At 74.1% G+C, this 25,174-nt stretch carries 22 protein-coding genes; 9 read left to right on the top strand and 13 right to left on the bottom strand.

Going from position 1 to position 25,174, the window contains the following annotated elements; all coding sequences use genetic code 11:
- Nucleotides 1-49: 49 nt before the first annotated feature.
- From LG395_RS00895 to LG395_RS00880, 4 genes are all read right to left on the bottom strand, one after another.
- Nucleotides 50-592, bottom strand: a complete 543-nt coding sequence (locus LG395_RS00895; RefSeq protein WP_225808065.1) for a type 1 glutamine amidotransferase domain-containing protein — start codon at nucleotides 590-592, stop codon at nucleotides 50-52.
- A gap of 4 nt (nucleotides 593-596) precedes the next feature.
- Complete coding sequence (locus tag LG395_RS00890) at nucleotides 597-1,250, bottom strand: diguanylate cyclase (protein ID WP_225808064.1); 654 nt, start codon at nucleotides 1,248-1,250, stop codon at nucleotides 597-599.
- Nucleotides 1,247-1,624 carry a DUF2795 domain-containing protein gene (locus tag LG395_RS00885; RefSeq protein WP_225808063.1) on the bottom strand — a complete coding sequence of 126 codons (378 nt, stop codon included), beginning with the start codon at nucleotides 1,622-1,624 and terminating at the stop codon, nucleotides 1,247-1,249. The genes LG395_RS00890 and LG395_RS00885 overlap by 4 nt, the downstream gene beginning before the upstream one ends.
- An 88-nt stretch (nucleotides 1,625-1,712) precedes the next feature.
- Nucleotides 1,713-3,509, bottom strand: a complete 1,797-nt coding sequence (locus LG395_RS00880; RefSeq protein WP_225808062.1) for a thiamine pyrophosphate-requiring protein — start codon at nucleotides 3,507-3,509, stop codon at nucleotides 1,713-1,715.
- 400 nt (nucleotides 3,510-3,909) lie between these two features.
- On the opposite strand from LG395_RS00880, the gene LG395_RS00875 reads away from it, so the two are divergent.
- The 3 genes from LG395_RS00875 to LG395_RS00865 all read left to right on the top strand — a co-directional run bounded on the left by LG395_RS00875 (nucleotide 3,910) and on the right by LG395_RS00865 (nucleotide 7,494).
- Complete coding sequence (locus tag LG395_RS00875) at nucleotides 3,910-4,899, top strand: hypothetical protein (protein WP_225808061.1); 990 nt, start codon at nucleotides 3,910-3,912, stop codon at nucleotides 4,897-4,899.
- A 268-nt stretch (nucleotides 4,900-5,167) separates the two neighbouring features.
- The gene (locus LG395_RS00870) at nucleotides 5,168-6,427 is read left to right on the top strand and encodes an aminotransferase class I/II-fold pyridoxal phosphate-dependent enzyme (protein ID WP_225808060.1); all 1,260 of its coding nucleotides are present in this window, start codon (nucleotides 5,168-5,170) and stop codon (nucleotides 6,425-6,427) included.
- Nucleotides 6,424-7,494 (top strand): MBL fold metallo-hydrolase, encoded by a 1,071-nt coding sequence (locus tag LG395_RS00865; RefSeq protein WP_225808059.1) that lies wholly within the window; start codon nucleotides 6,424-6,426, stop codon nucleotides 7,492-7,494. The genes LG395_RS00870 and LG395_RS00865 overlap by 4 nt, the downstream gene beginning before the upstream one ends.
- A gap of 20 nt (nucleotides 7,495-7,514) precedes the next feature.
- Here the strand turns inward: LG395_RS00865 and LG395_RS00860 are convergent, their stop codons facing one another.
- Together LG395_RS00860 and LG395_RS00855 are read right to left on the bottom strand one after the other, a co-directional pair.
- Nucleotides 7,515-8,078 carry a DedA family protein gene (locus LG395_RS00860; protein ID WP_263982016.1) on the bottom strand — a complete coding sequence of 188 codons (564 nt, stop codon included), beginning with the start codon at nucleotides 8,076-8,078 and terminating at the stop codon, nucleotides 7,515-7,517.
- 53 nt (nucleotides 8,079-8,131) lie between these two features.
- Nucleotides 8,132-8,905 carry an MBL fold metallo-hydrolase gene (locus LG395_RS00855; protein ID WP_225808444.1) on the bottom strand — a complete coding sequence of 258 codons (774 nt, stop codon included), beginning with the start codon at nucleotides 8,903-8,905 and terminating at the stop codon, nucleotides 8,132-8,134.
- A gap of 84 nt (nucleotides 8,906-8,989) precedes the next feature.
- On the opposite strand from LG395_RS00855, the gene LG395_RS00850 reads away from it, so the two are divergent.
- The 3 genes from LG395_RS00850 to LG395_RS00840 all read left to right on the top strand — a co-directional run bounded on the left by LG395_RS00850 (nucleotide 8,990) and on the right by LG395_RS00840 (nucleotide 12,280).
- On the top strand, nucleotides 8,990-9,421 hold the full coding sequence (locus LG395_RS00850) for a hypothetical protein (RefSeq protein WP_171151089.1): 432 nt from the start codon (nucleotides 8,990-8,992) through the stop codon (nucleotides 9,419-9,421).
- Between the two features lie 148 nt (nucleotides 9,422-9,569).
- Nucleotides 9,570-11,717: a phage holin family protein gene (locus tag LG395_RS00845; protein ID WP_308071156.1), complete on the top strand. Its 2,148-nt coding sequence runs from the start codon at nucleotides 9,570-9,572 to the stop codon at nucleotides 11,715-11,717.
- A 137-nt stretch (nucleotides 11,718-11,854) separates the two neighbouring features.
- Nucleotides 11,855-12,280: an OsmC family protein gene (locus LG395_RS00840; RefSeq protein WP_014676038.1), complete on the top strand. Its 426-nt coding sequence runs from the start codon at nucleotides 11,855-11,857 to the stop codon at nucleotides 12,278-12,280.
- A 47-nt stretch (nucleotides 12,281-12,327) separates the two neighbouring features.
- On the opposite strand, the gene narJ is transcribed toward LG395_RS00840, so the two are convergent.
- The 3 genes from narJ to LG395_RS00825 all read right to left on the bottom strand — a co-directional run bounded on the left by narJ (nucleotide 12,328) and on the right by LG395_RS00825 (nucleotide 14,799).
- Nucleotides 12,328-12,822, bottom strand: a complete 495-nt coding sequence (narJ, locus tag LG395_RS00835; protein ID WP_171151084.1) for a nitrate reductase molybdenum cofactor assembly chaperone — start codon at nucleotides 12,820-12,822, stop codon at nucleotides 12,328-12,330.
- 179 nt (nucleotides 12,823-13,001) lie between these two features.
- Nucleotides 13,002-13,865 (bottom strand): Sco1979 family transcriptional regulator, encoded by an 864-nt coding sequence (locus LG395_RS00830; protein ID WP_225808056.1) that lies wholly within the window; start codon nucleotides 13,863-13,865, stop codon nucleotides 13,002-13,004.
- A gap of 88 nt (nucleotides 13,866-13,953) precedes the next feature.
- Nucleotides 13,954-14,799, bottom strand: a complete 846-nt coding sequence (locus LG395_RS00825) for a helix-turn-helix domain-containing protein (RefSeq protein ID WP_225808055.1) — start codon at nucleotides 14,797-14,799, stop codon at nucleotides 13,954-13,956.
- A gap of 149 nt (nucleotides 14,800-14,948) precedes the next feature.
- On the opposite strand from LG395_RS00825, the gene LG395_RS00820 reads away from it, so the two are divergent.
- Nucleotides 14,949-15,254, top strand: coding sequence for a 4a-hydroxytetrahydrobiopterin dehydratase (locus tag LG395_RS00820; protein ID WP_171151078.1), 306 nt, complete (start codon nucleotides 14,949-14,951; stop codon nucleotides 15,252-15,254).
- 5 nt (nucleotides 15,255-15,259) lie between these two features.
- Nucleotides 15,260-16,024 (top strand): class I SAM-dependent methyltransferase, encoded by a 765-nt coding sequence (locus LG395_RS00815; RefSeq protein ID WP_225808054.1) that lies wholly within the window; start codon nucleotides 15,260-15,262, stop codon nucleotides 16,022-16,024.
- A gap of 23 nt (nucleotides 16,025-16,047) precedes the next feature.
- Here the strand turns inward: LG395_RS00815 and LG395_RS00810 are convergent, their stop codons facing one another.
- Both LG395_RS00810 and LG395_RS00805 read right to left on the bottom strand, forming a co-directional pair.
- Nucleotides 16,048-16,749, bottom strand: coding sequence for a response regulator (locus tag LG395_RS00810; protein WP_225808053.1), 702 nt, complete (start codon nucleotides 16,747-16,749; stop codon nucleotides 16,048-16,050).
- A 97-nt stretch (nucleotides 16,750-16,846) separates the two neighbouring features.
- Nucleotides 16,847-17,233, bottom strand: a complete 387-nt coding sequence (locus tag LG395_RS00805) for an STAS domain-containing protein (protein ID WP_171151073.1) — start codon at nucleotides 17,231-17,233, stop codon at nucleotides 16,847-16,849.
- Nucleotides 17,234-17,612: 379 nt separating this feature from the next.
- On the opposite strand from LG395_RS00805, the gene LG395_RS00800 reads away from it, so the two are divergent.
- Nucleotides 17,613-19,334: a sensor histidine kinase gene (locus tag LG395_RS00800; protein ID WP_225808052.1), complete on the top strand. Its 1,722-nt coding sequence runs from the start codon at nucleotides 17,613-17,615 to the stop codon at nucleotides 19,332-19,334.
- 165 nt (nucleotides 19,335-19,499) lie between these two features.
- On the opposite strand, the gene LG395_RS00795 is transcribed toward LG395_RS00800, so the two are convergent.
- Together LG395_RS00795 and LG395_RS00790 are read right to left on the bottom strand one after the other, a co-directional pair.
- Entirely contained in the window at nucleotides 19,500-22,145 is a 2,646-nt protein-coding gene (locus LG395_RS00795) for a cellulose-binding domain-containing protein (RefSeq protein ID WP_225808051.1), read from the bottom strand.
- Nucleotides 22,146-22,215: 70 nt separating this feature from the next.
- On the bottom strand, nucleotides 22,216-25,128 hold the full coding sequence (locus LG395_RS00790) for a glycoside hydrolase family 48 protein (protein ID WP_225808050.1): 2,913 nt from the start codon (nucleotides 25,126-25,128) through the stop codon (nucleotides 22,216-22,218).
- Nucleotides 25,129-25,174: the final 46 nt, after the last annotated feature.

Here is a 25,174-nt window from a genome sequence, read left to right as displayed (position 1 = left end):
ACGAAAGGGCCGGCCCTTGCGGACCGGCCCCCTCTCGTCCCGCGGCCGCTCAGCCGGCCTCGCCGGCGAACACGTGCAGGAACGCGTCGCAGAACGCCTTCAGGTCGTCCGGCTTGCGGCTGGTCACCAGCTGGTTGGAGCCGTGGTCGCAGATCTTGACCTGCTCGTCCACCCAGGTGCCGCCGGCGTTCTCGATGTCCGTGCGCAGACTCGGCCAGGAGGTCAGCACCCGGCCGCGCACGACGTCCGCCTCCACCAGCGTCCACGGCGCGTGGCAGATCGCGGCGACCGGACGGCCCCGCTCGAAGAAGTCCTTCACGAACGCGACGGCTTTCTCGTCCATCCGCAGGAAGTCCGGGTTGGCCACCCCGCCCGGCAGGACGAGACCGCCGAACGACCCGGCCGACGTCTCACCCACCACCTCGTCCACGGGGAACGTGTCCGCCTTGTCCAGATGGTTGAACGCCTGGATCTTCCCGGACTGGGTCGACACCAGCACCGGCTCGTGCCCGGCGCCGGAGGCCGCCTCCCACGGCTCGGTCAGCTCGACCTGCTCGACGCCCTCGGGTGCCACCAGAAACGCGATACGCATGTCCTCAGCTTCCTTTCACTCTTTGTAGTACGCGCCGGTGGGCGCGGGCCCGGCGCTTTTCCGCCCGGGCCGCCCGCCGGCAGCGCATCAGTTCCTCCCCGTACGGCAGCAGCACGCACGCGCCGATCGCGAGGCCGATGCCCGCCAGGTAGCCGGCCGACAGCGGGCGCCGGCGCGGCACCAGACGCCACGCGTCCGGGTCCCCGCGCCCGCCGCGCAGCAGCGACCGCACCTGGTCGGCGTGCAGGCACATCAGCGAGGCCAGCCCGCCGAACGGCAGCGACTCCAGAAAGCTGTGGATGTGCTGCTCGAGGGGCTTGACCTCACGGTCGCTGTGGACGGCGGTCCGCACGTCCCACAGCGCCGTCGCCTCGTGCACCGCCGCCGCGCCCAGCTGCACGGACAGCAGCAGCGGATTGACCTCGTAGCGCAGGGTGAGCGCGATGGGCAGGCCCACCTCGGCCATCATCAGCGAATGGATCAGGGACTCCTTGGTCCCCGCCGTGTCCTCGATCCGGGTCCGCCGGTGCATCGCCCAGTCGGCGAGCCCCGGCACGAACCAGCCGGGCAGCAGCCCGTACAGCAGGAACCGCGTGGTCGCGTCCCCCACGTCGACCGTGGCACCGTGCGCGATGTCGGCCGCCTGGTCCTGGCTCATGCGCCGCCCACCACCGCCTCGGCCAGCTGCTGCACGTTCTCGTACCGGCCGCCGTGCGGCAGCGCGGCCACCGCGTCGATCAGCCCGCCGGGCGCGTTGCTCCGGCGCAGCGCCCGGGCCAGCTCGCCCGGCTTCGCGGGGAAGGCGTGCCGGCTCAGGTGCCGGGCCAGCTCCAGCCGGGTCCGCTCCAGCGACGCCGGAGATCCCAGACCGCCCACCGGTCCGCTCCACACCTCCGGATCGTCGTCCGCGGCCGGCTCCGGGTCGTGCCACTCCTCGACGCGCGTGGGATGGCCGGAGCGGAGCAGCCCCTTCAGTTCATGCTTCATCTCGTCGTCCCGGTGGACGCTCAGCCGGTCACTGCCTCGCTGCATGTCTCCCTCCAGAGGGTCGAAGGTCCGCACCGCGTACCCGGTACCGGACGTCCGACACGGGGTCGGTGCCGCCCGGCCACCACTCGGCCTAGTGCTTCTGCCGGCCCGGCAGGAACTCCTGCACCTTCGCCTTCAGCCCCTGCTTGACCATCGAGCCACGGTCGGCGTCGCCCTTGAGGATCGACGCGGCCGTGGCCTCCATCTGCTCCCAGCCGGCGTGCGGCGGGATCGGCGGTACGGCGGGGTCGGTGAGGAACTCGATCACCGCCGGTCCGTCCGCGTCCAGGGCGGCCCGCCAGCCCGCCTCCACGTCTTCCGGCTTCTCCACCCGGATACCGGTCAGACCGAGCGACCGGGCGAACGCCGCGTACTGCACGTCCGGGATCGACTGCGACGGCAGGAACGACGGGGCGCCCTCCATGGCCCGCATCTCCCAGGTCACCTGGTTCAGGTCCTGGTTGTTCCACACGGCCACCACGAGCCGCGGATCCGACCAGCGGTCCTGGTACTTCGCCGCCGTGATCATCTCCGCCAGGCCGTTCATCTGCATCGCCCCGTCCCCGACCAGGGCGACCACCGGCCGGTCCGGGTGCGCGAACTTCGCCCCGATCGCGTACGGCACGCCGGGGCCCATCGTCGCCAGCGTCCCGGACAGCGAACCGCGCATGCCCGGCCGCATCGTGATGTGCCGCGCGTACCAGTTGGCGACCGAACCGGAGTCGGAGGTGAGGATCGCGTTGTCCGGCAGCAGCGGGTCGAGTGCCCGGGCCACGTACTCGGGGTTGATCGGGTCGGCCGACAGCCCGGCCCGCCGCTCCATCGTCTCGTGCCAGCGCTTCACGTTCGCGCAGACCGTGTCGTACCACTCGCGCCCGCGCCCCTCCGCCTTCAGCAGCGGGATCAGCCGCCGCAGCGTGGCCTGGGCGTCGCCGACCAGGTTCACCTCGTACGGATAACGCATGCCGATCATGTGCGGGTCGATGTCGATCTGCACCCCCCGCGCCTTGCCGAAGTCCGGCATGAACTGCGTGTACGGGAACGACGAGCCGATCGTCAGCAGCGTGTCGCAGTCCCGCATCATCTCGTACGACGGCCGGCTGCCCAGCAGCCCGATCGGCCCGGTGACGTACGGCAGTTCGTCGCTCAGCACGTCCTTGCCGAGCAGCGCCTTCGCCACCCCCGCGCCGAGCATCTCGGCGATCTCGCGGACCTCGGCGACCGCGCCCGCGGCGCCCTGCCCGATCAGGATGGCCACCTTGTCGCCCGCGTTCAGCACGTCCGCGGCCCGGCGCAGCGCCTCGTCCGTCGGGGTCGCCGTGTAGTCGCTCATCCCCAGGCTGGAGGGCACCATCTTGAACTCGTGCGTGGGGGGCGAGTAGTCCAGCTCCTGCACGTCGCCGGGGATGATCAGCGCGGTCGGGCAGCGCCGGGCGTACGCCGTCCGGATCGCCCGGTCCAGCACGTTCGGCAGCTGCTCAGGCACGGTCACCGTCTCGACGAACTCCGAGGCGACGTCCTTGTACAGGGTGTGCAGGTCCACCTCCTGCTGGTACGAACCGCCCATCGCCGTCCGGTTGGTCTGCCCGACGATCGCCAGCACCGGCACATGGTCCAGCTTCGCGTCGTACAGGCCGTTGAGCAGGTGGATGGCCCCCGGTCCGGACGTCGCCGCGCACACCCCGATCCGGCCGCTGAACTTCGCGTACCCGACCGCCTCGAACGCGGACATCTCCTCGTGCCGGGACTGGATGAACCGCGGCTGGTCCTCGGCACGGCCCCAGGCGGCGAGCAGCCCGTTGATGCCGTCACCCGGGTAGCCGAAAACCTGTTCCACCCCCCAGGCGCGCAGGCGTTCGAGGATGTGGTCCGAGACCTTGGTGCTCATGGAGAGACCTCCCGGTGCAGTGCGAAGCGGACGATCCGGTCAGCGACTACCGAGTGACCTGGGCGGGGGGCGGAAAACCTCGGGGGCGGGTACCGGGGCGGGTTCCGGACGCCCGGCACGTGCCGTCGGCCGCACCGTCACCCGGCCGGCCCCGCCTGTCCCGCGAATGGGCTCCGGCCGCGCGCGGTACGGCGGCGCGCGGGCTGTCATGGCAGCGGGGGCACGGCCCCGTGTCCCCCCGTCACCCGGGCACCGCGCGGTGCCGCCGACGCCGGTGTACGGCGGCCTTCGCGCGCGAGCGGTACGCCTGCGGACGCCGTACCGCGTACCGGCGCCCGGCCGTCCCGCGCTGCCCGTTGTCCGCCGCCCGCCGTTCGCCGTCCGCCGAGGAGCCCCGCCCATGCGCCGCACCGCCCGCGCCCTGTCCGCCGCCCTCGCCGCCGGTGCCGTGCTCGCCCTCACCGGCCCGGCCGCCGTCGCCGGCCCCGCCCCCGGCACCCGCACGGCTCCCGCGTCCTGCGATCCCGCCGGCCGGCCGGTGCCGGTCGCGCTGTCCGCCGCCACCGGTCCCGCCGCCGCCCGGACGGCCGGCGGCCCCTGCCCCGCCCCGCCCCGGACACCGGGCAGGTCTTCGGCCGGCGGCCCCCAGCCCGTCACCCGCGGCGGCGAGGCCCCCACGGCCCCGGCCACGGCCTGCGTGGACGGCACACCGTGCGGCCCGGAGAGCCCGCTGACCGCCGGACGGCAGGGCGCGCAGACGGTACCCGGACCCCGGGACGGAGCCGCGGACCCCGGCCCGGAGAGTGGTCCGCGCCAAGGGTGGGACGGCATCGGGCCGGAAGGACTCGGCCAGGAGGGCCGTGGTGAAGAGGGCCTCGGCCAGGACGGTGCCGGCCGGGCCGGCGCGGGTGAGGTGGGGCCCGGACAGGTGACCGGACCGGACGGCGGGGGTCAGGACGGGGGCGGGGCCGGAACCGGGCGGGACGGTGTCGGGCAGGGCAGCGGTGAGCGGCAGGACGCCGGCCGGGACTCCGCCGGGCGGGAGAGCGGCGGCAAGGACCCCGCCGGGCAGGACGGTTCCGGGCGGGAGTGCGCGGGGGCGGGAGCCGGCGCGGGGGAGGACTCCTGCGGTCATGACGGCCACTGGTGCGCGGAGTCGGGGGGCGGGGGCTGCTCGGACGGCCGCGCCTGCCGCGAGTCCGACGGCTCCGACTCCTGCGCGCCCGCCGGCCTCCAGCACGGCGTGGACGCGGGACGGGGCGGCACCTTCGGCGACTCGGTTCCCGCCCTGGCCGCCGGCGCCGCCCTGATCGCCGCCGCCTGCGCGGGTGCCGTCTACCGGCTGTCCGGCCGGCGGCGGTTGCGGGCCGGCGCACACGAGGCGATGTGATCCGGGCAACTTCCGGCGCCGCCCATGGAGGCCCGTCCGGCGGGTACACACCTCCCGAGGACCCCGACGGGGGGACCCCACCGGAACCGCCCGCCGCACGAGCCGGTCCCGGACACCCCACCACGCGGCACGGCACGGACGACGAGGCGGACACCCGCCCGGGCAGGTCAGAGATCCACACGGCACACGCGGACGGCACAGCGGCCCCGACGACCGCGCGGCCCGAAGCGGGCGGCACGACGGCACCACGGACTGCGCGGAGGCGGACATGCGGCGGACGGACCCGGAGGAAGGCCACGGTCCCGTCCGGTACGGCCCGCCGCTCCCCGGCGACGGCCTGCCCGTGCTTCCCGAACTCTCCGCCGTGCTCTGTACCGCCGCGAGCCGCTCCGACGCCCATCCCGTCGGCGGCGCCCCCGCCCTGCTGGAGGCGGCCTGCGGTTACTGGACCCGCCGTGGCCTGCCCTGTGCCCCCGACCAGGTGGCCGCCGGACCCGGCGCCCCCGCCCTGCTGGTCGCCCTGACCGCCGCGCTCGCCGGCGACGGCGCCGACGTCCTCGTACCCCGGCCCTGCCCCGCCTGGTGGGCCCCGTACGCCCGCGTCCTCGGCCGGCCCGCCTACCACGTGCCGACCCCGGCCGAGGGCGGCGGCGTCCCCGACCCGTACGCCCTGCTGGAGACCGTCCGCCGGGTCCGCGCCGAAGGAGGCTCCCCCCGGCTGCTGGTGCTGTCCGTGGCCGACGACCCCACCGCCACCGTGACCCCGCCCGAACTGCTGCACGAGACCGTCGAGGCCGCCACCGCCGAGGGCCTGCACCTGGTCAGCGACGAGACCTGGCGGGACACCCTGCACGCCCCGCGCGACACCGTCCTGCTCAGCCCCGCCGAGATGTGGCCGGAGCAGGTCACCGTCGTCACCGACCTGGCCGGCTCCCTGCTGCCGCCCGGCTGGCCCGCCGCCGTCGCCCGCTTCCCGGCCACCGACGCCGGACGGCGCCTCCACGCGCGCGTGCTCGACATCCTCACCGCCCTCGGAGCCCGCCTGCCCGCACCGGTCGCGGCCGCCGCCGGCTACGCCCTGGACGAGCCCCCGCCCGTCGTCGGACGCCGCGAGGCCACCGTGCGGCTGCACGCGCGCGTGGCCGCCGCCGCGCACGCCGCCGTCGTGGCCGGCGGCGCGCTCGCCCGGCCCCCGCAGGCCGGCCGGCACCTGTACGTCGACCTCGGCCCGCTGCGCGAACCGCTCGCCGCCCAGGGCGTCACCGACGCACAGGAACTGGAGGACCTCCTCGGCGCACGGCTCGGGATGCCCGCACCCGGCGGGCACCGCTTCGGCGACGACCTCGCGGCGCTGCGCGTCCGGCTCGCCACCGGGCCGCTGCTGGGCGCCACGGACGAGGAACGCGCGGAATGCCTCACCTCACCCGAGCCGTTGGAACTGCCACACGTGCACCGTGCGTTGATCTCCTTGAGGTCGGCCTTCGCCGATCTCCGCGACGACGCTCAGCGATGGGAGCCCCCTCGATGACGCAGCAGACGCAGCAGACGCATGAGCCCGGCGCGGCCACGACGACGGCCGTGGCAGCCGGCGAACCCGCAGCGCCCGCCCCCCTCGCGCCCCCTCGCCCGCCTCTGGCCGAGCCCCGCCCGCTCGGCGAACACCGGGTCTGGCCCCGCACGTTCCACGACCGGCTCACCGCCCCGCTGCCCGGCCTGAAGGCCCTTGCCCGCTTCGCCCGCGAAGGCGCCGTGCGCCCCGGGCCCGAAGGCCTCGCCGACATCCCGCGTCTGCCCTACGCCCCGGCCCCGCTGCCCCGCGTCGACACCCGCACCCTCGCCGTCACCTGGGCGGGACACGCCAGCTGGATCGTCCGCGTCGGCGGCCTGACCGTCCTCACCGACCCCGTCTGGTCCCGCCGCATCCTCGGCACCCCGGCCCGCGTCACCCCCGTCGGCGTGCCCTGGGAGAGCCTGCCCCGCGTCGACGCCGTCGTCATCAGCCACAACCACTACGACCACCTGGACGCCCCCACGCTGCGCCGACTCCCGCGCGACACCCCGGTGTTCGCGCCCGCCGGCCTCGGCCGCTGGTTCCGCCGCCGCCGGTTCACCCGCGTCACCGAACTCGACTGGTGGGAGGGCGCCGAACTCTCCGGCGTACGCTTCGACTTCGTCCCCGCCCACCACTGGTCCAAGCGCACCCTCACCGACACCTGCCACAGCCTGTGGGGCGGCTGGGTCCTCACCGACCCCGACGGGCAGCGCCTCTACTTCGCCGGCGACACCGGCTACGGGCACTGGTTCTCCCGCATCGGCCGCCGCTACCCCGGCATCGACCTCGCCCTGATGCCCATCGGCGCCTACGACCCCCGCTGGTGGCTCAGCGACGTCCACTGCGACCCCGAGGAAGCGGTCCAGGCCATCCTCGACCTCGGCGCCCGCCGTATGGCCCCCATGCACTGGGGCACGTTCATCCTCGCCGCGGAACCGGTCCTGGAGCCGCTCACCCGGGTGCGGACGGCCTGGGAGAAGGCGGGGCTGGAACGCGAGGACCTGTGGGACCTGCCCATCGGCGCCTCAAGAGTGCTGGACTGACGCCGCGCCCCCGCGCGCCCTCACCCGGCGGCCCGGACCCGCCGCCACAGACCGGGCGCCGCGCTGATCACAACCGTCAGCACCACCGCGACCACCACCCCCTCCCACGGCTCGGCGAACAGCGAACCCCCCAGTATCCCGACCACCTGGTAGGTGGCCGCCCAGGCGAGACAGGCGGGCAGATTGCCGCGCGCGAACCGCCTCAGCGGCCACTCCGCCATCAGGCAGGCCAGCATCACCGGTATCCGCCCGGCCGGCACCAGCCGGGACAGCACCAGCACCGCGATCCCGTGCTCGGCCAGCTTCCCCCGCGCCTGCGCGAGCCGTTCCTCCGGCGCCCGCGACCGTATCGCCTCCAGCCACCGCGAGCCGTTCTTCGACCGCATCCCGCGCCGCCCCAGCCAGTACAGCGCCGCGTCCCCCAGGAACGCGGCCAGCGACGCCGTCAGGAAGACCAACGCCAGTGAGAGCGGGGCCGTCTGATGGAACGCCACCACAGCCGCGGAACTCACCAGCGCGCCCGTCGGCACGATCGGCACCAGCGCCCCGATCAGCACCAGCAGGAACAACGACGGATAGCCCATCACCTGCTGCGCAGGCCCGGGCGTCACCGCCCGCGACGCGTCGGCGAGCCACGTCACCGCGCGACCTCCAGCCGCACGCTCTCCCCGTGCCCCAGCTTGTGCACCGCCACCCCCGGCGCGGCCACCGCCGCCAGCCGCACGAACTCGTCACCCGGCGCGTGGAACTCGTGCGGGCGCACCGCGTCCATGCCGATCGGCCAGTACGTCCCGTAGTGCACCGGCACCGCCATCCGCGGACCCAGCCGGGCCAGCGCACGAGCCGCGCGGCCCGCGTCGAGATGGCCCTCCCCGAGGTACGGCCCCCAGCCGCCCACCGGCAGCAGCGCCACGTCCACCGGCCCCACCCGCTCGGCCATGCCGTCGAACAGCCCGGTGTCCCCGGCGAAGTACGTCCGCGCCTCACCCTCGACGACGTAGCCCAGCGCGGGCGAGCGGTGCGGACCCACCGGCAGCCGCCGCCCGTCGTGCAGCGCCGGCACCACACGCACCAGCAGCTCGCCGATCCGCACCTCGTCCCCGGGAACGACCTCGGTGATCCGCAGCTGCCGCAGCCGGCGCAGACCGGGTACCGCCCGGGGTGCGCCCCGGGGCACGAGCAGGCGCGTGCCCGGTCCGAGACAGGCCAGCGACGGCAGGTGCAGATGGTCGGCGTGCAGGTGGGAGACGAGCGCGGCGTCGGCGCGGCGGGCCCCGGGGGGCGGCACCGCACCCCGGCGGCGCCGCAGGTGCGCCAGCCGCCGGGCGAACAGGGGGTCGGTCAGCAGGCGTACGTTCGCATCCTCCAGCGCACAGGTGGCGTGACCCCACCACGTGATCTCCACCGGCACCTTCTTCGCCTCCTTCACGCGACTCCCCGAAGCCTACGGGCAGGAGTAGGGTCGGCGGCGAAACCCGGAGGTGAGGGGGACGCCATGGGACAGCCGCGGGGTGCCTTCGGGGCGCTCACGACCGTGCGGGTCACCGCGATCGCCAGCCTCACACCCCTGGAGGAGCTGGAGGCCGACCCCTTCCTGGTGGACTCGCGCAGCCAGCACGCGATGTGCGCCCGCTGGGCCGCCGAGCGCGGCCTGGTGGTCGCCCGGGAACTCCTCGTCGGCGGACTGCGTTTCGACCACTGCGCGCTCTGGGACGGGGTGCGGCCCGGAGTGGACGTGTTCGTCGCGCCCAGCCTCCGGGTGCTGCGCAGGGCCTTGTCGTCGGTGGAGGAGTTCACCGCCGAGTGCGCGCGCCGGGGCGTGCGCGTGGAGACGGTGGGGCGCGCCGAGCCGGCGTACGACGCGCAGATGAAGGCACGGGTGCACCGCCGGCTGTCCATGCCGACGGCCGGCTACGACGGACGGTGACCCCGCCCCGGCCCCCGCTGCCGCTGACCCGCCGGGGCGGACGGCCGCGCGTGTGACAAGGTGGAGCCGGGCCCGACCGGGCCGGTGAAGCGGGAGGAGGCCCCCGGCCACAGGGTGGGGGAGGGCCGGGACGTGAGGTGTGCGGGGCGTGGGCGGGGTGCGGTGGCGACGGATCGCCAGTCAGATCGGGCGCAGTGTCGCCGTGTGGGCGGTCTCCACGGTCACCATGCTGGTCCTCGCCGCGATCCTGCCCGACTTCCAGCTGCAGTCCGCCGACGGTGACAGCGCCACCCGCATCGCCGTGGCCGCCGCCTGCGGTGCCGGCGCCTTCGGCATCCTCTCGGCCGTGGTCTGGCCGCTCCTGGTCCGCCTGCTGCTGCTCGTCCCCGCCCTCGTCCTCGGCCTGCTGGTCTTCTTCCTCAACGGCTCCCTGCTGCTGCTCGCCCTGCGCATCAATCCCTCCGGGCGCGGCGAGGCCGCGCCCGAGACCGCCGTCATCGTGGCCGCCGTGATGTCCGCCGTCGCCTCCGCCACCGGCGCGGCCCTCGCCGTCCGCGACGACGAGACCTACCGGCGCCGCCTGCACCGCCTCGCCACCCGCAGCAGACGGGCCCACCCGCCCTGCCCCACCGCGCCCGGACTGCTGTGCGTGCAGCTCGACGGCGTCGGCCACGACGTCCTTCTCGACGCGGTCCGCAAGGGGCTGATGCCGACGGTGGGCCGCTGGCTGTCCGGCGGCGACGGCGTACGGCCGGCGAGCGGGGGCGAGCGCACACAGCCGGCGGACGGCACCCCGCGGCCGGCGGCCGGCCGGGTCCGGCCCACCCACCGCCTCACGCCCTGGCGCACCGACTGGTCCAGCCAGACCGGCGCCAGCCAGCTCGGCATCCTGCACGGCAGCACCTTCGACGTGCCCGCGTTCCGCTGGTACGAGAAGGACCGGGGCGAGGTGATGGTCTGCAACCGGCCGACGAGCGCCGCCGAACTGCAACGCCGGGCCGTCCGGCACACCGGCGACGGCGGACTGCTCACCGTCGACGGCGCCAGCCGGGGCAACCTGTTCAGCGGCGGCGCCGGCGAGCAGGCCCTCGTCCTGTCGATCGCCACCCGCCGCCGCGGCCCGGCGAACCGTTCCCGCGCCGGGTACTTCGCCTACTTCCGCGACCCGGCGGGCGCCGTCCGCACCGCGCTGTCGTTCGTCGCCGAGGTGGGCCGCGAGATCGGCCAGTCCACCCGCGCCCGGCTGCGCGGAGAGCGCCCGCGCGTCGGCCGGGGCGGCCTCTACCCCTTCGTCCGCGCCTTCGCCACCGTCGTCGAACGGGACGTCGTCGTCGCCGCGGTCATGGGCGACATGCTCGCCGGCCGCACCGCCGTCTACGCCGACCTCGTCGCCTACGACGAGGTCGCCCACCACTCCGGCCCGCGCAGCCGAGACGCCGAGAAGGTCCTGCAACGCCTCGACCGCTCCCTCGCCCTCCTCGAACGGGTCGCCGAACACGCCCCGCGCCCCTACCGGATCGTCGTCCTCTCCGACCACGGACAGAGCCCCGGCGAAACGTTCCGCGCCCGCTACGGCCTCACCCTCGGCGACCTGGTCCGGGCCGGCTGCGGACTGCCCGTCCCGCGCCGGGCCGAGCGCACCCGCAGCGGCGCCGAGGCCCGCGCCGCGGTCCGCGCCGCCCTGCGCCGGCCGGTCGAGGAGAAGGGCGAGCACCACCGCCCCTCCCGCCGCTCCGAGCCGATCGTGCTGGCCTCCGGCAACCTCGGCCTCATCTCCTTCCCGGACGTCCCGCACCGCATGACCAAGGAGGAGATCGACGCCCGCCACCCCGCCCTGCTCACCACCCTCGCCAACCACCCCGGCATCGGCTTCCTCCTCGTGCGCAGCGAGGAGCACGACGGCGTCGTCCTCGGCGCCTACGGTGCCGAGATCCCCCTGGCCGAACTGGACGACGACCCCGGCCCGCTGGCCCGCTTCGGCCCCGGCGCCGCCGACGCCGTCCGCCGCACCCACTCCTTCCCGCACACCGCCGACATCATGGTGAACTCCGCCTACGACCCCGCCGACGGCGAAGTCCTCGCCTTCGAGGAACAGATCGGCTCGCACGGCGGGCTCGGCGGCGCCCAGTCCCACCCGTTCCTGCTCTCCCCGCACGAACTGTCCGCACCGGCCGGGGGCGGGGAGGAACTGACCGGCGCCGAGCACGTCCACCATGTGCTGCGCCGCTGGCTGAGCGAGCTGGACGGGCCCCAGGTGCCGCTCACCGAGGCGGTGGAGGAGGAGCGGGCCGCCTGACATCCGGCCGCGCCCGCGGGGACGTCACCTGCCGTTCACGCCCCGTGGACCGGTCTGCGGAGTGCGACGGGCCCGGATGTGATCGGATAGGGGCATCCGGGAACCCCGGAACCGCGACACTCGCGAAAGGAAGCATCGTGGCAACCACGCGCACCGCGCACACCGTCTGGGAAGGCAACCTGCTCGAAGGCAACGGCATCGTCACCTTCGACTCCTCCGGCATCGGCCAGCAGCCGGTCACGTGGGCCTCGCGCGCCCAGGACGCGAACGGCAAGACCAGCCCCGAGGAGCTGATCGCCGCCGCCCACTCCAGCTGCTTCTCCATGGCCCTCTCGCACGCCCTGGCCGGCGCCGGCACCCCGCCCACCCGGCTGGAGACCAACGCCGACGTCACCTTCCAGCCGGGCGAGGGCATCACCGGCATCCACCTCACCGTGCGCGGCGAGGTGCCCGGCCTGGACGCGGACGGCTTCCGGTCCGCCGCCGAGGACGCCAAGAAGAACTGCCCGGTCAGCCAGGCCCTGACCGGTACGACGATCACCCTGACGGCCGAACTGGCCTGACGCCCGCCCGGCCCGGCTGCCGCGCCCCCCAGGGGCGCGGCACACGGTCACGGGGGCGTACCGGTGGACGCGGCCGGCAGGGTGGCGCAGACCGCGCCCAGCACGCCGGCGTACGGCGTGCCGTAGTCGGTCAGCCGCGCACGCAGCCGCTCCAGGCCGTCGCGGTACTCGGTCAGCAGGCCGGTGTCGCCGGTCCGCGCGGTGAACTCCAGCACCGCCGGCAGGAAGTCCGGCAGCTCCTCGCCGCTGCACTCCAGGCCGTGCAGGCGGTAGAGGTCCCGGAAGCGGACCGGGGACGTCCCGCGCCGCCCGGTGCCGCCGTCGTGCCACCGGCTCAGGTACAGGCTGTGCCGGTCCCCCAGGTCGAAGACCCGTACGTAGTGCGCGGCCAGCTCCCGTCGCGGGGTGACGGCCGCGTGGTCGGTGAACGCACGCAGCTGCGGGGCGGCCTCGCGCAGCAGCGGCAGCCGGGCGATCAGGTCGTCGTCCGGGTAGGTCAGGCACAGCGCCGCCGCCTGGTAGAGCACCGCGTCCGAGGGCATCGGGCCTCCTTCGCGTCGTCGGCACGGACCCGCCGGCCCCGTCGGGCCGCGCCCCCCGGGGCACTACTCAGAACCTAGGGGCGGCCCCGGGAACGCACCCGTCCGCAGACCCGTACGGGTCACGCCGGCCGGGGGAGGGCGGCACCAGCGGGCCCCTGCCTACGCGGGCCGGCCGGGACTCAGAGGCTCTCGCGGTGCTCCCGCAGCAGCTTCAGCGTGCGCTGGGCGGACGCGGCCCGGGCCGTCATGTGGTCCAGCACCTCCAGGTGCGCGCCCACCTCCTGGCGCGAGTCCAGATAGAGGGCGCCCGTCAGGTACTCGGTGAACACCATGTCCGGCAGCTCCGGCTCGGCGAACCGGAACAGCGTGAACGGCGCGTACGTCCCCGGGTGCGGGCCCGCCGCGAACTCGGCGATCTGCAGGGTGACGCGGTCCCGCCCGGCGTACTCCAGCAGCCGGTCCAGCTGGTCCCGCAGCACCGCGGGCCGCATGCTCACCGGGCGCCTGAGCACCGTCTCGTCCATGATGACCCACAGGTGGGGCGGGTCCTCCCGCTCCAGCAGCCGCTGCCGCTCCATGCGCAGCGACACGTGCCGTTCGACCGTCTCCGGCGAACTCTGCCCGATCGTCCCCGCCTCCAGCACCGCGCGCGCGTACTCCTCGGTCTGCAGCAGACCGGGCACGAAGTGCGGTTCGTAGGAGCGGATGACCCGGGCGGCCCCCTCCAGGCTGACGTACAGGCTGAACCAGTCCGGCAGCACGTCGTGGAACCGCTGCCACCAGCCCGGCTGGTTGGCCTCCTCGGCCAGCCGCACGAACGCGTCGGCCTCCTCCTCGGGCACCCCGTAGGTGGTCACCAGCACCTGCACGTAGGGGATCTTCAACGCGACCTCGGCCATCTCCATCCGCCGTACGGTCGCCGACGCCACCCGCAGGACCCGGGCGGCCTCCTCACGGCTGAGGCCCGCGGCCTCCCGCAGTTCCTGCAGCCGTTTGCCCAGCACCACCTGGCCCACGGTGGGCGCAGCCCGCCGCTCACTCACCGCCACGCCCTCCCCTGCGCACCGATTCACGCGGGGAGCAGTCTGTCACGTGTTGCCGTCTCGCACACGTGCCCGAGGCAAGGAGCCTTCAACCCGCCTGGGTGTGCAGGTACTTGGCGGTCGCCGGGTCCGCCGGCAGGAACGTCTCGATGGCGAGCTCGGCGACCGTGACGTCCATCGGCGTGTTGAACGTGGAGATCGAGGACACGAACGACAGGGTCCGCCCGGCGTGCTCGATGCGCAGCGGCAGCGCGAAGTAGGGCACGGGCTCGGCCGGTTCGCCGCCGGCCGGCTCCTCGGGCACCGGATAGGCCGCCACCTCCTCGTACAGGGCGCGGAGCCGTTCCGAGCGGTGCAGGGCGATCTCCCGCTCCATCTGGGCCAGCAGATGCCCGCGCCACTCCCGCAGGTTCCGGATGCGCGGTGCCAGCCCCCGCGGGTGCAGGGTCAGCCGCATCGCGTTCGGCGCCGGGACCATCAGCTCCTCCGGCACGCCGTCCAGCAGCAGGGCGATGCCCCGGTTCGCGGCGACCACCGTGTACCCGGCGTCGACCACCAGCGCCGGATACGGCTCGTAGCCCCGGATGAGCCGCTCCATGCCGTCGCGCAGCGCGTCCAGCGCCGGGTCGTCCAGCGGGGTCTCCGGATAGCGCGGCGCGTAACCGGCCGCCAGCAGCAGGGCGTTGCGCTCCCGTACCGGCACGTCGAGCTGCTCGGCGAGCCGCAGCACCATCTCCTCGCTGGGCCGGGACCGGCCGGTCTCGACGAAGCTGATGTGCCGTGCCGAGGAGTCGGCGCGCAGCGCCAGGTCCAGCTGCGAGATCCGCCGCCGCTCCCGCCAGGCGCGCAACAGCGGGCCGACGCCCTTGCCCGTGACGCCGCCGGAAGCGGTGGGAGCGGTGGGAGCGGTGGGAGCGGACGCGGGGAGAGGCATACGGCCGACCCTAGTCGAGCCCGGGGCGGGGCAACGAGCCGATCGCGCCCCCGGACCGCGCCGGTGTGCCGGGCCCCTCGCCGGCGTGGCAGGCTGAACCCGTACCCGCCACGCCCCGGAGGGGGCACGCCGCGAAGGGAGCCCGGGCCATGGCCGTCGAACCGCTGTCGCAGAAGGAGATCGAGGACCGGCTGGCCGAACTGCCCGGCTGGTCGGTGGACGGCGACCGCCTCACCCGCTCCTACCGGCTGGGCTCCCACTTCGCGGCGGCGGCCCTCGTCGTGCACGTCGCCGCCATTCAGGACGAGCTGGACCACCACTCCGACCTGACCCTGGGTTACCACACCGTCTCCCTCAGCGTGCACACCCACAGCGCGGGCGGCGCCGTCACCGCGAAGGACTTCGCCCTCGCCCGCAAGGTGGAGGACATCGCCCCGGGCCACGGAGCACACTGAGCGATGTGCTCGACTACGACAAGGAAGCCGGCACCTACGACGCCTCGCGCGGCGGCGAAGCCCGCGCCCACGAGGCCGCACGGGCCGTCCTCGGCCTGATACCCGCAAGTCCGGGCCGTCTCCTCGACGTCGCCTGCGGCACCGGGATCGTCACCCGGCGGCTCGCCGCCGCACGCCCGGGGCTGCGGGTGACCGGCGCGGACCTCAGCCCCGCCATGGTCCGCAGGGCGTCGGCCCGGCTGCCCGGCGCGGTCGTACGGGCCGACAGCCGCCGACTGCCGTTCCCCAGCGGCGCGTTCGACGCGGTCACCACCATCTGGCTGCTGCACCTGCTGCACGATCCCGAGGACGTGGGCGCGGTCGTCGGCGAGTGCGCCCGTGTGCTGCGGCCCGGCGGGGTGTACGTCACCACGGTCGACAAGGCCGCCGCGCACGACGTCGGCAGCGACATCGACACGGTCCTCGCCGCCCGGCCGCGCCGTCCGGCCGCCGACGCCCCGCGAGCCGTCACCGCCCACGCCGCCCGGCACGGACTCGCGCCCGCCGGACACGGCTCCTTCACCGGCACCGGGCAGGGCCGCAGCCCCCGCACCACCATCGCCGACCTGCGCCGCGGCTGGTTCACCCTGCTGCCGCCCGGGGAAGGGAGCACCGAGGAGCTGGCCGCCCGTCTGGCCGCGCTCCCCGACCAGGACCGCCCGCGCCCCGACCCGCGCTTCGCTCTGAGGGCCTTCCGCAAGCCGGCGCCGCCTCCCGCCGGGACACCGTGAACCGAGCGCGCGTAGTGCCCGCCTCAGCGCGACGAACGCCCCTCGAAGCCCGGCCGGCCGAGATGCGAGGCGAGGACCGCGGCCTGGACCCGGCGCTGCACGCCCAGTTTGGCCAGCAGGCGTGAGATGTGGTTCTTGACGGTCTTCTCGGACAGGTAGAGCCGCTTGCCGATCTCACGGTTGGTCAGTCCGTCCCCGATCAGCGCCAGGATGTCCCGTTCGCGCGGTGACAGGCCCGCCAACTCGGGCGGCAGGGACGGGTCCCCGCCCGGATCGGCCCGCAGGGAGCGCATCAGCCGGGCCGTGGTCGCCGGGTCCAGCATCGACTGGCCGGAGGCCACGGTGCGGACCGCCGACACCAGGTCGGAGCCCTTGATCTGTTTGAGGACGTAACCGGAGGCCCCGGCCATGATGGCGTCCAGCAGGGCGTCCTCGTCGTCGAACGAGGTGAGCATCAGGCAGGCCAGTCCCGGCATCCGGTCGCGCAGCTCCCGGCAGACCGTGATGCCGTCGCCGTCGGGCAGGCGTACGTCGAGCACGGCGACGTCCGGGCGAAGGGCGGGACCGCGGGCGAGCGCGTGCGCGGCGGTGTCCGCGTCACCGACCACACGGATGTCCGGCTCGGTGCCGAGCAGGTCGGCCAGGCCGCGCCGGACCACCTCGTGGTCGTCCACCAGGAAGACCCGGATCGGGGCCTGCTCCGTGAAGGTGCGTGTCTCGGGCATGGTGACCTCTTCTTCCCGGGGCGGGCGGGCTGCGGACCGTCCCTGAGCCCGATCATGACCCGCCGGTGGCGCACACACCAGGGCCGACCGGCCCCACTCACCCCGGCGCGCCGTGCGGGCCCGGGAGCCGGGGATGCACCTCGAAGACGTCCCCGAGGCCCGTCAAGCGCAGCATGCCCAGGAAGCGGGCGCTGTCCGTGACCAGTCGCAGCCGCCCGCCCCGGGCCAGGACGCGGTTGCGCGCCCGGCACAGGACGCCCAGCCCGGCGCAGTCGATGAACTCGGTCGGCCGCAGGTCCAGGACCAGGTCGGGGCGCGGACGGGCGGTGAGCGCGTCGAGCCGTGCCGACAGGGCGGGCGCGGTCAGCAGGTCGATCTCCCCGCGCAGGGCCAGCACCGTGGGGCCGGGGCCGTCCTCGTGCGCCGGTGCCGCGGCGGGCCCGGCGAGGAGTGCCGACCCGGGCGGCTCGTGGTTCTCGGGCATGAGACCCAGCGAACCGGTCCCGCCCGCCCCCCGGTAGGGCCGGACGGCCCCGATCCCGCCCCCCGCCCGGTCCCGGCACCCGGAGGAGCGGGACGGCTTTCATTCCGGGCCGCCGCCCGGCGGTCGTCGGGGCCCCTCGGCGGCCGGGTGATGCGGGGGAGCGGCACCGCGGGGGACCGGTGCCGCTCCTGGGGCCACTCTCGGCGAGGGCCGTCCGTGCCGCCAGGGCCGTACGGGCCAAGACCGGCGGCCGTCGGTCCCGGTCGCGGCCGGTGGCGGGGGCCGGTACCGCGCGCCGCCCCCCCGTGCCGGACCGGATACCGTGGAGACGACCCGTCGGCGCCGGGCCGGCGCGGCGAGGGGGACCTGGAGGCATGTGGTGGACCGCCCGGAGGAGCCCCGCGTACGCCTGCCGCAGCTGAGGCTGGACGAGCTGCTGGAGGAACTTCAGGCCCGGATCGACGCGGCGCGGGGTACCCGCGACCGGGTGCACAGCCTCCTGGAGGCGGTCCTCTCCGTCGGCCGCGAGCTGGAACTGGAACAGGCGCTCCGCTCCATCGTGGAGGCCGCCGCCGTGCTCGTCGACGCCGAGTACGCCGCCCTCGGCGTCATCGGACCCGACGGCAGGACCCTGTCGGCGTTCCACACCGTCGGCGTGTCCGAGGAGGAGATCGCCGTGATCGGCCCGTACCCACAGGGCCACGGCATCCTCGGCGAGCTGATCCGCCACCCCGAACCGCTGCGCCTGCCCAAGCTCTCCGAGCACCCCGCCTCGTACGGCTTCCCGCCCGGCCATCCGCCGATGAACAGCTTCCTCGGCGTCCCGATCCGGGTCCGTGACCAGGTCTTCGGCAATCTCTACCTGACCGAGAAGCGCGGGGGCGCGGACTTCGACGAGGAGGACGAGTCGGTGCTGTCGACGCTCGCCGTCGCCGCCGGCGTGGCGATCGACAACGCCCGTCTGTACGAGGAGTCCCGGCTGCGCGAGCGCTGGCTGCTGGCGCAGGCGGAGATCGGCCACCGTCTGATGTCCGGCAGCGAGCGCGCGGAGGCGCTGGAACTGATCGCGGAGCGCGCCCGGGAGATCACGGGGTCGGCCCTGGCGGCGGTGGCGCTGCCCATGGCGGGCACCGGGTCGCTCTCCGTGGAGATCGCCGTGGGCGCGGAGGCGGAGGCACACCGCGGGCTGGTGCTGTCCCCGCAGGACGGCCTGATGGGCCAGGCCTTCTCCGCCGCGGCCCCGGTCACCGGCGACCACGTCGGCCACGACTCCCGGATCGCGTCCGAACCCCCGCGCTCAGGCGGTCTGGGTCCCGCCGTGGCCGTGCCCATCGGCACCGGGGAGGGCGGGGTGCGCGGGGTGGTCCTGGTGGCCCGCGAGGCGGGAAGGCCGGTCTTCCTGGCGAAGGAGACCGAGATGCTCCAGGGGTTCGCCGCCCAAGCCGCGATCGCCATGGAACTGGCCGAGCGCCGGCGGGACGCCCAGCAGATCGCGGTGCTGGAGGAGCGCGACCGGATCGCCCGGGACCTGCACGACCTCGCCATCCAGCGGCTGTTCGCGACCGGGATGACCCTGCAGAGCGCGGGCCGCTTCATCGAGCACCCCGAGGCCGCCGAGCGGGTCCTGCGGGCCGTGGACGACCTCGACGAGACCATCAAGATCATCAGGTCGACGATCTTCGGGCTGCGGACCCGCGCGGGCGCCGCGAGCGGCGGTGGGCTGCGGGCCCGGGTCGTGCGCACGGTCGGCGAGGCGGCCCCCGTCCTGGGCCTCACGCCCAGCCTGCGCATGGAGGGCCTGGTGGACACGGACGTGCCGCCCGAGATCGCCGACCACGTCATGGCGGTGCTGTCCGAGGCCCTCACCAACATCGCCCGGCACGCGCGCGCCGACCGCGCCCGGGTGGTCCTGACGACCGACGGCCGCGAGGTGTGCCTGACCGTCTCGGACAACGGCGTGGGCATCGCACCCGACGGCCGCCGCAGCGGGCTGCGCAACATGGCCGAGCGCGCGGCGCAGCTCGGCGGCAGCCTGGACCTGGCCCGCCCCGACGGCGGCGGCACCACGCTCAGCTGGCGGGTCCCGCTGCCCGCCCGGTGACGGCCCGCGAGCCGCGGGCAGGCAGGACGGGAAGGGCGTCACCCGCTTCTCGCGGATCAGGATTGCGCGGTGCGCGGCTGCCGGCCGCTTCCCCGCGTCTGCAACGCGTCCTTCCCGTCACCTCCAGCACACCACGGGAACCACCGTCGCACCAGTGCCGCGGGGTCAGCCGCTCGCGCAGGTCCGGCCGTCCAGGGTGAACGCCGCCGGCCTGGTGTTCGCGCCCGACCAGCTGCCCGTGAAGCCGAAGCCGACCGAGGAGCCCGCCGTCACGATGGCGTTCCAGCTCACGTTCTTCGTCGTCACCGCCGGACCCGACTGCGTGTGGCCGGCGTTCCACAGGTGCGTGATCCTCTGGCCGTCCGGGAACGTCCAGCCCAGGGACCAGCTACTCCAGGCCGTCGTGCCGGTGTTGGTCAGATGTACGTCCGCCTGGAAGCCGTCGGCCCACTGGTTGGTGATCTCGTAGGTGACCGTGCAGGCGCCGGACGGAGGCGGATGCGTACCGCCGCCGCCGGGGCCGGAGGTGTCGCCGTAGACGACGCCCCGGCCGTTGGTCGCGACGTACACCCGGCCGTACACCCGCGGGTCGCCGGTGATCGCCGTGCCCGTCCGGCCCCACTGGTGGGCGTCGTCGTTGACGCGGGTCCAGCTCGCCCCCGTGTCCGTGGAGCGGAAGACGCCGCGCACTCCGCCGATCCTCGCGCTGGTGTAGAGGGTCTGGTACGTCGCTCCCGGCGCGGCCTTGCCGAAGCCGATCGTGTCGGCCTGCTCGACGTTCGGCAGCCGGGCGAAGCTCGCGCCGCCGTCCGTGGAGTGCCACAGGCCGTACGCGCCGTCGGCCGCCCCGCCGGCCAGCCAGATGTCGCCCTCCGTGCCGGGCAGCGCCTTGAAGCGCACGCTGTCCCCGGCCGGCAGCCCCGTCGCCGAGGACGCCGTGAAGGTCGCGCCGCCGTCCCTGCTGACGTAGAACCTCCCGGACCCGAAGCCGTAGAAGGTCCTGGGGTCGACGCGGTCCGACTCGACGAGCGCGCCGGCCGGGATGCCGCTCGACGCCGACCAGGACGTGCCGAAGCCCGTCGCGTACCGCACGCCCGTGCCGGCCGGGCTCCACACGAACCGGCTGCCGTCCGCCGCCGCGGCCACCGTGCCGCCGCCCGAGACGCCCGGGGGATCGGTGCCCGCGAACCAGTGGGCGCCGTTGTCCGTGGAGAACGCGATGTGCGGGCCGGAGTCCAGGTCACCGGCCCGGACCACCATGGCGGGGTCCGCCTCCGCGAAGTCCAGGCTCGTGGTCGTGGTGAAGGTGGGGGAGGTGTACATCATCGACGGCACCTCGGTGAGGTCCGTGTGCCGGAAGCCGCCGATGTCGCCGAGCGCGCTGAACAGCCGCGCGTCACCGGAGGGCGGCGCCGCGAGGTCGTTGACCGCCGTCTCCTCCAGGCCCCGCACCATCGGCTTCACGGTGAACCGGCCGCCGCTGTCCCACTCGGTGAGGTCCTCGGTGCCGTAGAGCGTGGCGCCCGTCCCGTACATCATCCGGGAGGAGTCGAACGGGTCGATCTCCAGGGCCTCCGTCAGCCACCCCAGTTTCGGCGTCTGTTCGGGCGGGGAGGGGTGCGCGCCGAAGGTCAGCCAGGGGGAGGAGGACACGTCGATGGTGTACCGGTTCGAGCGGTCGGGGTACGACGTGTAGTCCCAGGCCTTCGTCCAGGTGGCGCCGCTGTCGGTGGAGCGGAAGAGCTGGGTGTCCGGCCACCAGGAGCTGTACGCGGTCGCCATCACGGTGGACGGGTGCCGGCGGTCGACCGTCAGCCCGCTGAAGCCGTAGGAGGTGTCCGCCTCCGCGACCGGGCTGATGTCGGTCCAGGTGCCGGTCGCCGTCGCGTACCGCCACAGCCGGCCCTTGCCGCCGTCGTAGGGGCCGCCCTTGTCGCTGTAGGCGAGGTACAGGAACCCGTTCTCCGCGTCCAGCACGCCCTTGTGCGCCAGGTATCCGGTCGGCTGGCCGGCCAGCCGGGTCCAGGTGGCGCCCGCGTCGGTCGAGCGGTAGACCGCGTTGTCCTGGTCGGCGACCCCGACGTAGACGGTCTTCGTCGCGCTCCCGGAGGTCCCCGTGGACTCGTCGAAGGTGACCCAGACGATGCCCTGGTTGTCGCTCGCGTACCCGCTCGTGTCGTCCGGGTCCTGCCGGTAGGTGCCCGGGTTGGGGAAGCTCGTCACCTGCGACCAGGTCACCCCCGAGTCCGTCGACCGCCACAGGCCCCTGCCGCTGGGCGCGCCCAGGTACAGCACGCTGTCGCGGTTCGGGTCGACCGCCAGCCGCTCGCCCATGCCCCGGCCGGGCATGTTGCCGCCGAGCTTGAAGGGCAGGTCGGCCTTGCGCCAGCTGGCGCCCCGGTCGGCGGAGCGCAGCACCGCGCCGTTCGTCGGGTCCCAGCTGTTGGTGTACGTCCCGACGGCCGCGTAGACCTTGTCGGGGTCGACCGGGTCGGAGGCCAGGCTCACCACGCCGGTGTGGCCCCATTCGTCCCAGCCGACCGAGTCCAGCAGCGGCGTCCACGTCTTCGTCCGCTCCTGCCAGCGGTAGGCGCCGCCGATGTCGGTGCGGGCGTAGACCAGGTCCTTCTCGGAGCGGTTGAAGACGATCCCGGGGACGAAGCCGCCGCCGTCGATCCGGGCGTTCTTCCAGGTGTAGGTGTCCGCGGCGAGGGCCGTGCGCGGGGCGGGGCCGGCGAGTGCGGGCGGGGTGCCGGACAGCAGGCCGGCGGCGAGGGCCAGCACGGCGGTGAGGATGCGGGTTCTCCGCATGGCGGGGGTCCTCCCATGGCGGGGGCGGCCCCCCAGGGGAAAGGGGGCCGCCCGTGAAGAGGTGCCGGTCCTATTCCAGGAGCTCGGCGTACGAGCCCATGGCCAGGGCGATGTCCGCCTGGGCCCAGAAGCGGTGGTACGTGAAGACGGGAGCGGCGCCGCCCTTGAGGTAGGCCTCGACCTTCGACCAGTTCGGGTCGCTCTTGTAGAAGGACCGCAGTGAGGCGAACGTGGACGACGCGTTGATCGCGTCGCCGTTCGGCATCGTGCCGGTCCAGCCGTTCGGCACGTAGACGCTGTCGCCGAACCGGCTGTAGTCGGTGCGGGTCTCCGGGACGGCGATGCCGAGGCTGTCCTGGTAGTTGTCCCACATGCCGTCCAGCAGCGCCTTCGCCGTGGACTTGGCGGCGGCGTCACCGGACTTGGCGGCGTAGTACGTCAGTGTCTTGGCGTAGGAGGCGGCCACGCCGACGTCGTCGGTGTAGTCGGCGACGGTGACGTGCAGTCCGCTGTTGGAACCGGGGTTCGACGCGTTCCAGGTGTCGGGCTGGCCCGACCACTGGAGGGTGGAGGGGATGCGGTAGGTGCCGTCCGGGTTGACCGTGGTCTTGGACAGCGCCCACTTGACCCACTTGTCGAGGATGGCCTTCGCCGCGGCGTTCCCGGTCTGCTGGTAGTACTCGGCGACCCGCTCCATCGACCACGTCTGGAACCCGAACCACTGGTTGGACGGCGGGTCGTGGTAGACGGGCTGCCAGTCGTAGTACATGCCGTAGAAGGTGGACGCGCCGGCCGGCGGGGTGGCGTACCGGCCCAGCCAGCTGTTGGTCGCACCGCCCGCGATGGCGCCCTCGGACGACTGGAGCCACTGGTAGAACTCCAGCTGCCGCTGGAGCGACTTGCCCCAGTCCGTCGCGCCCGTCGCCGACTTGGGCTTCAGGTCGGCGACCGAGCTGAGCGCGTACGCGGCGAGCGGGTTCTGGTAGCCGCCGTGGACATGGCTGGAGCCGATCCGCCAGGCCCAGCCGGCGGAGGTGTCGGTGGCGCCGCCCCAGGCGTAGTACCAGGACAGCAGGTAGTGCGAGGCGTCCTTGCCGGTGCCGGCCGGGCAGGACGGGCTCGTGCAGTTGCCGATCTTCTTGAAGTACTTGTCGTACATCGCGTACCGCAGGTAGTCGCCCATCTTGGCGGCCTTGGCGACCGTCGCGGACACGTCGGCGCTCTTGCCCTGTGCCTTCGCCCACACGTCCGCCCAGTACGCGGCCTGCACGGCGCGGGAGTCCGCGTCCGGGGCGTCGGTGTACTTCCACTGCTTGGCGTAGGAGGAGTCGCCGGTGAACAGGTCCAGGTAGCCGTTCTTGCCGCCGTACTTGAAGGCGTCGCAGGTCGGCTGCGGGACCGTCTCCCAGACGGACTCCTGGGAGCCGCGCTGGAAGGTGTTGATGTACGACGGTCCGGTGGCCGTCGGACCGGCCTCGCACTTGCCGGGCTCGTTGCCGTAGCCGTAGACGTTGTCCACGTCCTGGATCCAGTGCATGCCGTAGACGTCGTCCGTGCCGTACGCCGACTTCAGCTCACCGGCGATCGGGTCCGGGCCGACGGACACCGACGAGTCGAGCTTCGCCGGGTACTCGTTCGGGGTGTCCAGCTCGGGCGCGTACGTGGCCGGCTTGGAGGCGTTGTAGGAGGAGTTCGTCGGCTGGTCGGCGTGGGTGGGGATCATGTACTTCTCCATGATGTCCCACGCGCCGTTGAACTTCGACCAGTCGCCGGTCACCTTGCCGTACATCGCCTGGAGCCACAGCAGATAGCTGTACGCCTCCGAGGTGGTCTCGTGCCCCTGGTCCGGGGCCTCGACGATCAGCGTCTCCACCGAGTGGTACGGGATGCCCTCGGGGGAGAAGTAGCCGTTCGCCGGGTTGGTGATCTTGCCGTAGAGGTCGAGGAAGCGGGCGTCGTACGCCTTCGACGCGGGCAGCTCCGTGACCGTGACCGTCGCCTTGGTGTGGCCGGTGGCCGACGCGGTGAAGGTCGCGCTGCCGGTGCCGGAGGAGTCCGCCGTCACGGTCACCGTCTGCGCGGTGTTCCAGTTCGACGGGGTGAAGGTCAGCGAGGAACCGCCCGTCACGGACAGGCCGGTGTTGCCGCTCGTGCGGCTCGTGCTCACCGTCACGTTCGCGCTCGGCTGCGTCGACAGCTTCACCGAGAACGTGCCCGACTTCCCCTGCTGGACGCCGAGTTGGGATGGCGAGGCGACCACGGCGGGTCCGGAGGCGACCGTGATGCCGACCGGGGTGGAGGCGGCGGACGCGCCCAGGCTGTCGTACGCCTTCGCCACCAGTGAATGACTGCCCACGGTCAAGCTGGAGACCGAGAGCGAGTAGGGCGCGCTGGTGTCGGTGCCCAGCAGCGTGGTGTCGTCGTAGAACTCCACCTTGCCGATGGTCGCGTTGTCGGCCGCCGCCGCGGTCGCGGCCAGCGGCACCGCCTCGCCCTGCGAGTACACCGCGCCCGCGCTCGGGCTGGTCAGCACGGTCACCGGGGGCTGGTGCGCGCCGGCGCAGGTGGTGCCGTTGACGGCGAAGGACGTGGGGGCGGCGTTGGAGCCGCTGTAGGTGAACTGGGCGCCGGTGGAGACGGCGGCCCCCGTCGCGATCGTGCCGTTGTACGAGGCGTTCTTCACGGTGACCGTCTGGCCCGACTGCGACCAGGTGCCGTTCCAGCCGTTGGAGAGCTTCTGGTTGCCGGTGTAGGCGTACGTCAGCGTCCAGCCGTCGATGGCGTCGGTGCCGCGGTTGGTGATCGTGAGGTCGGCGGTGAAGCCGGAACCCCAGTCGTTGGTCTTGTAGTCGACGCTGCACTGCACGGACGCCGCGTGCGCGGCCGGGGTGCCGGTGGCGAGCATCGTCAGGGGCAGGGCGAACGCGGCGGCCACCGCGGTCCACAGCCGGCGCACGGCTCTTCTCTTACGTCCGGGATCCATGTGCTGGTTCCTCCTTGCGGGCATGCGGCTCGGGGGAGGTCAAGGC

It is taken from the genome of Streptomyces spinosus, from assembly GCF_020400655.1.
In the GTDB taxonomy this organism is placed as follows: domain Bacteria; phylum Actinomycetota; class Actinomycetes; order Streptomycetales; family Streptomycetaceae; genus Streptomyces; species Streptomyces argyrophylli.
This window is presented reverse-complemented; position numbering and strand designations above follow the sequence as displayed.

Coding starts and splice junctions, on each gene's coding strand:
- LG395_RS00895 (WP_225808065.1), bottom strand. CDS start 592: ATGCGTATCGCGTTTCTGGTGGCACCCGAGGGCGTCGAGCAGGTCGAG.
- LG395_RS00890 (WP_225808064.1), bottom strand. CDS start 1,250: ATGAGCCAGGACCAGGCGGCCGACATCGCGCACGGTGCCACGGTCGAC.
- LG395_RS00885 (WP_225808063.1), bottom strand. CDS start 1,624: ATGCAGCGAGGCAGTGACCGGCTGAGCGTCCACCGGGACGACGAGATG.
- LG395_RS00880 (WP_225808062.1), bottom strand. CDS start 3,509: ATGAGCACCAAGGTCTCGGACCACATCCTCGAACGCCTGCGCGCCTGG.
- LG395_RS00875 (WP_225808061.1), top strand. CDS start 3,910: ATGCGCCGCACCGCCCGCGCCCTGTCCGCCGCCCTCGCCGCCGGTGCC.
- LG395_RS00870 (WP_225808060.1), top strand. CDS start 5,168: ATGCGGCGGACGGACCCGGAGGAAGGCCACGGTCCCGTCCGGTACGGC.
- LG395_RS00865 (WP_225808059.1), top strand. CDS start 6,424: ATGACGCAGCAGACGCAGCAGACGCATGAGCCCGGCGCGGCCACGACG.
- LG395_RS00860 (WP_263982016.1), bottom strand. CDS start 8,078: ATGGGCTATCCGTCGTTGTTCCTGCTGGTGCTGATCGGGGCGCTGGTG.
- LG395_RS00850 (WP_171151089.1), top strand. CDS start 8,990: ATGGGACAGCCGCGGGGTGCCTTCGGGGCGCTCACGACCGTGCGGGTC.
- narJ (WP_171151084.1), bottom strand. CDS start 12,822: ATGCCCTCGGACGCGGTGCTCTACCAGGCGGCGGCGCTGTGCCTGACC.
- LG395_RS00825 (WP_225808055.1), bottom strand. CDS start 14,799: ATGCCTCTCCCCGCGTCCGCTCCCACCGCTCCCACCGCTCCCACCGCT.
- LG395_RS00820 (WP_171151078.1), top strand. CDS start 14,949: ATGGCCGTCGAACCGCTGTCGCAGAAGGAGATCGAGGACCGGCTGGCC.
- LG395_RS00810 (WP_225808053.1), bottom strand. CDS start 16,749: ATGCCCGAGACACGCACCTTCACGGAGCAGGCCCCGATCCGGGTCTTC.
- LG395_RS00805 (WP_171151073.1), bottom strand. CDS start 17,233: ATGCCCGAGAACCACGAGCCGCCCGGGTCGGCACTCCTCGCCGGGCCC.
- LG395_RS00795 (WP_225808051.1), bottom strand. CDS start 22,145: ATGCGGAGAACCCGCATCCTCACCGCCGTGCTGGCCCTCGCCGCCGGC.
- LG395_RS00790 (WP_225808050.1), bottom strand. CDS start 25,128: ATGGATCCCGGACGTAAGAGAAGAGCCGTGCGCCGGCTGTGGACCGCG.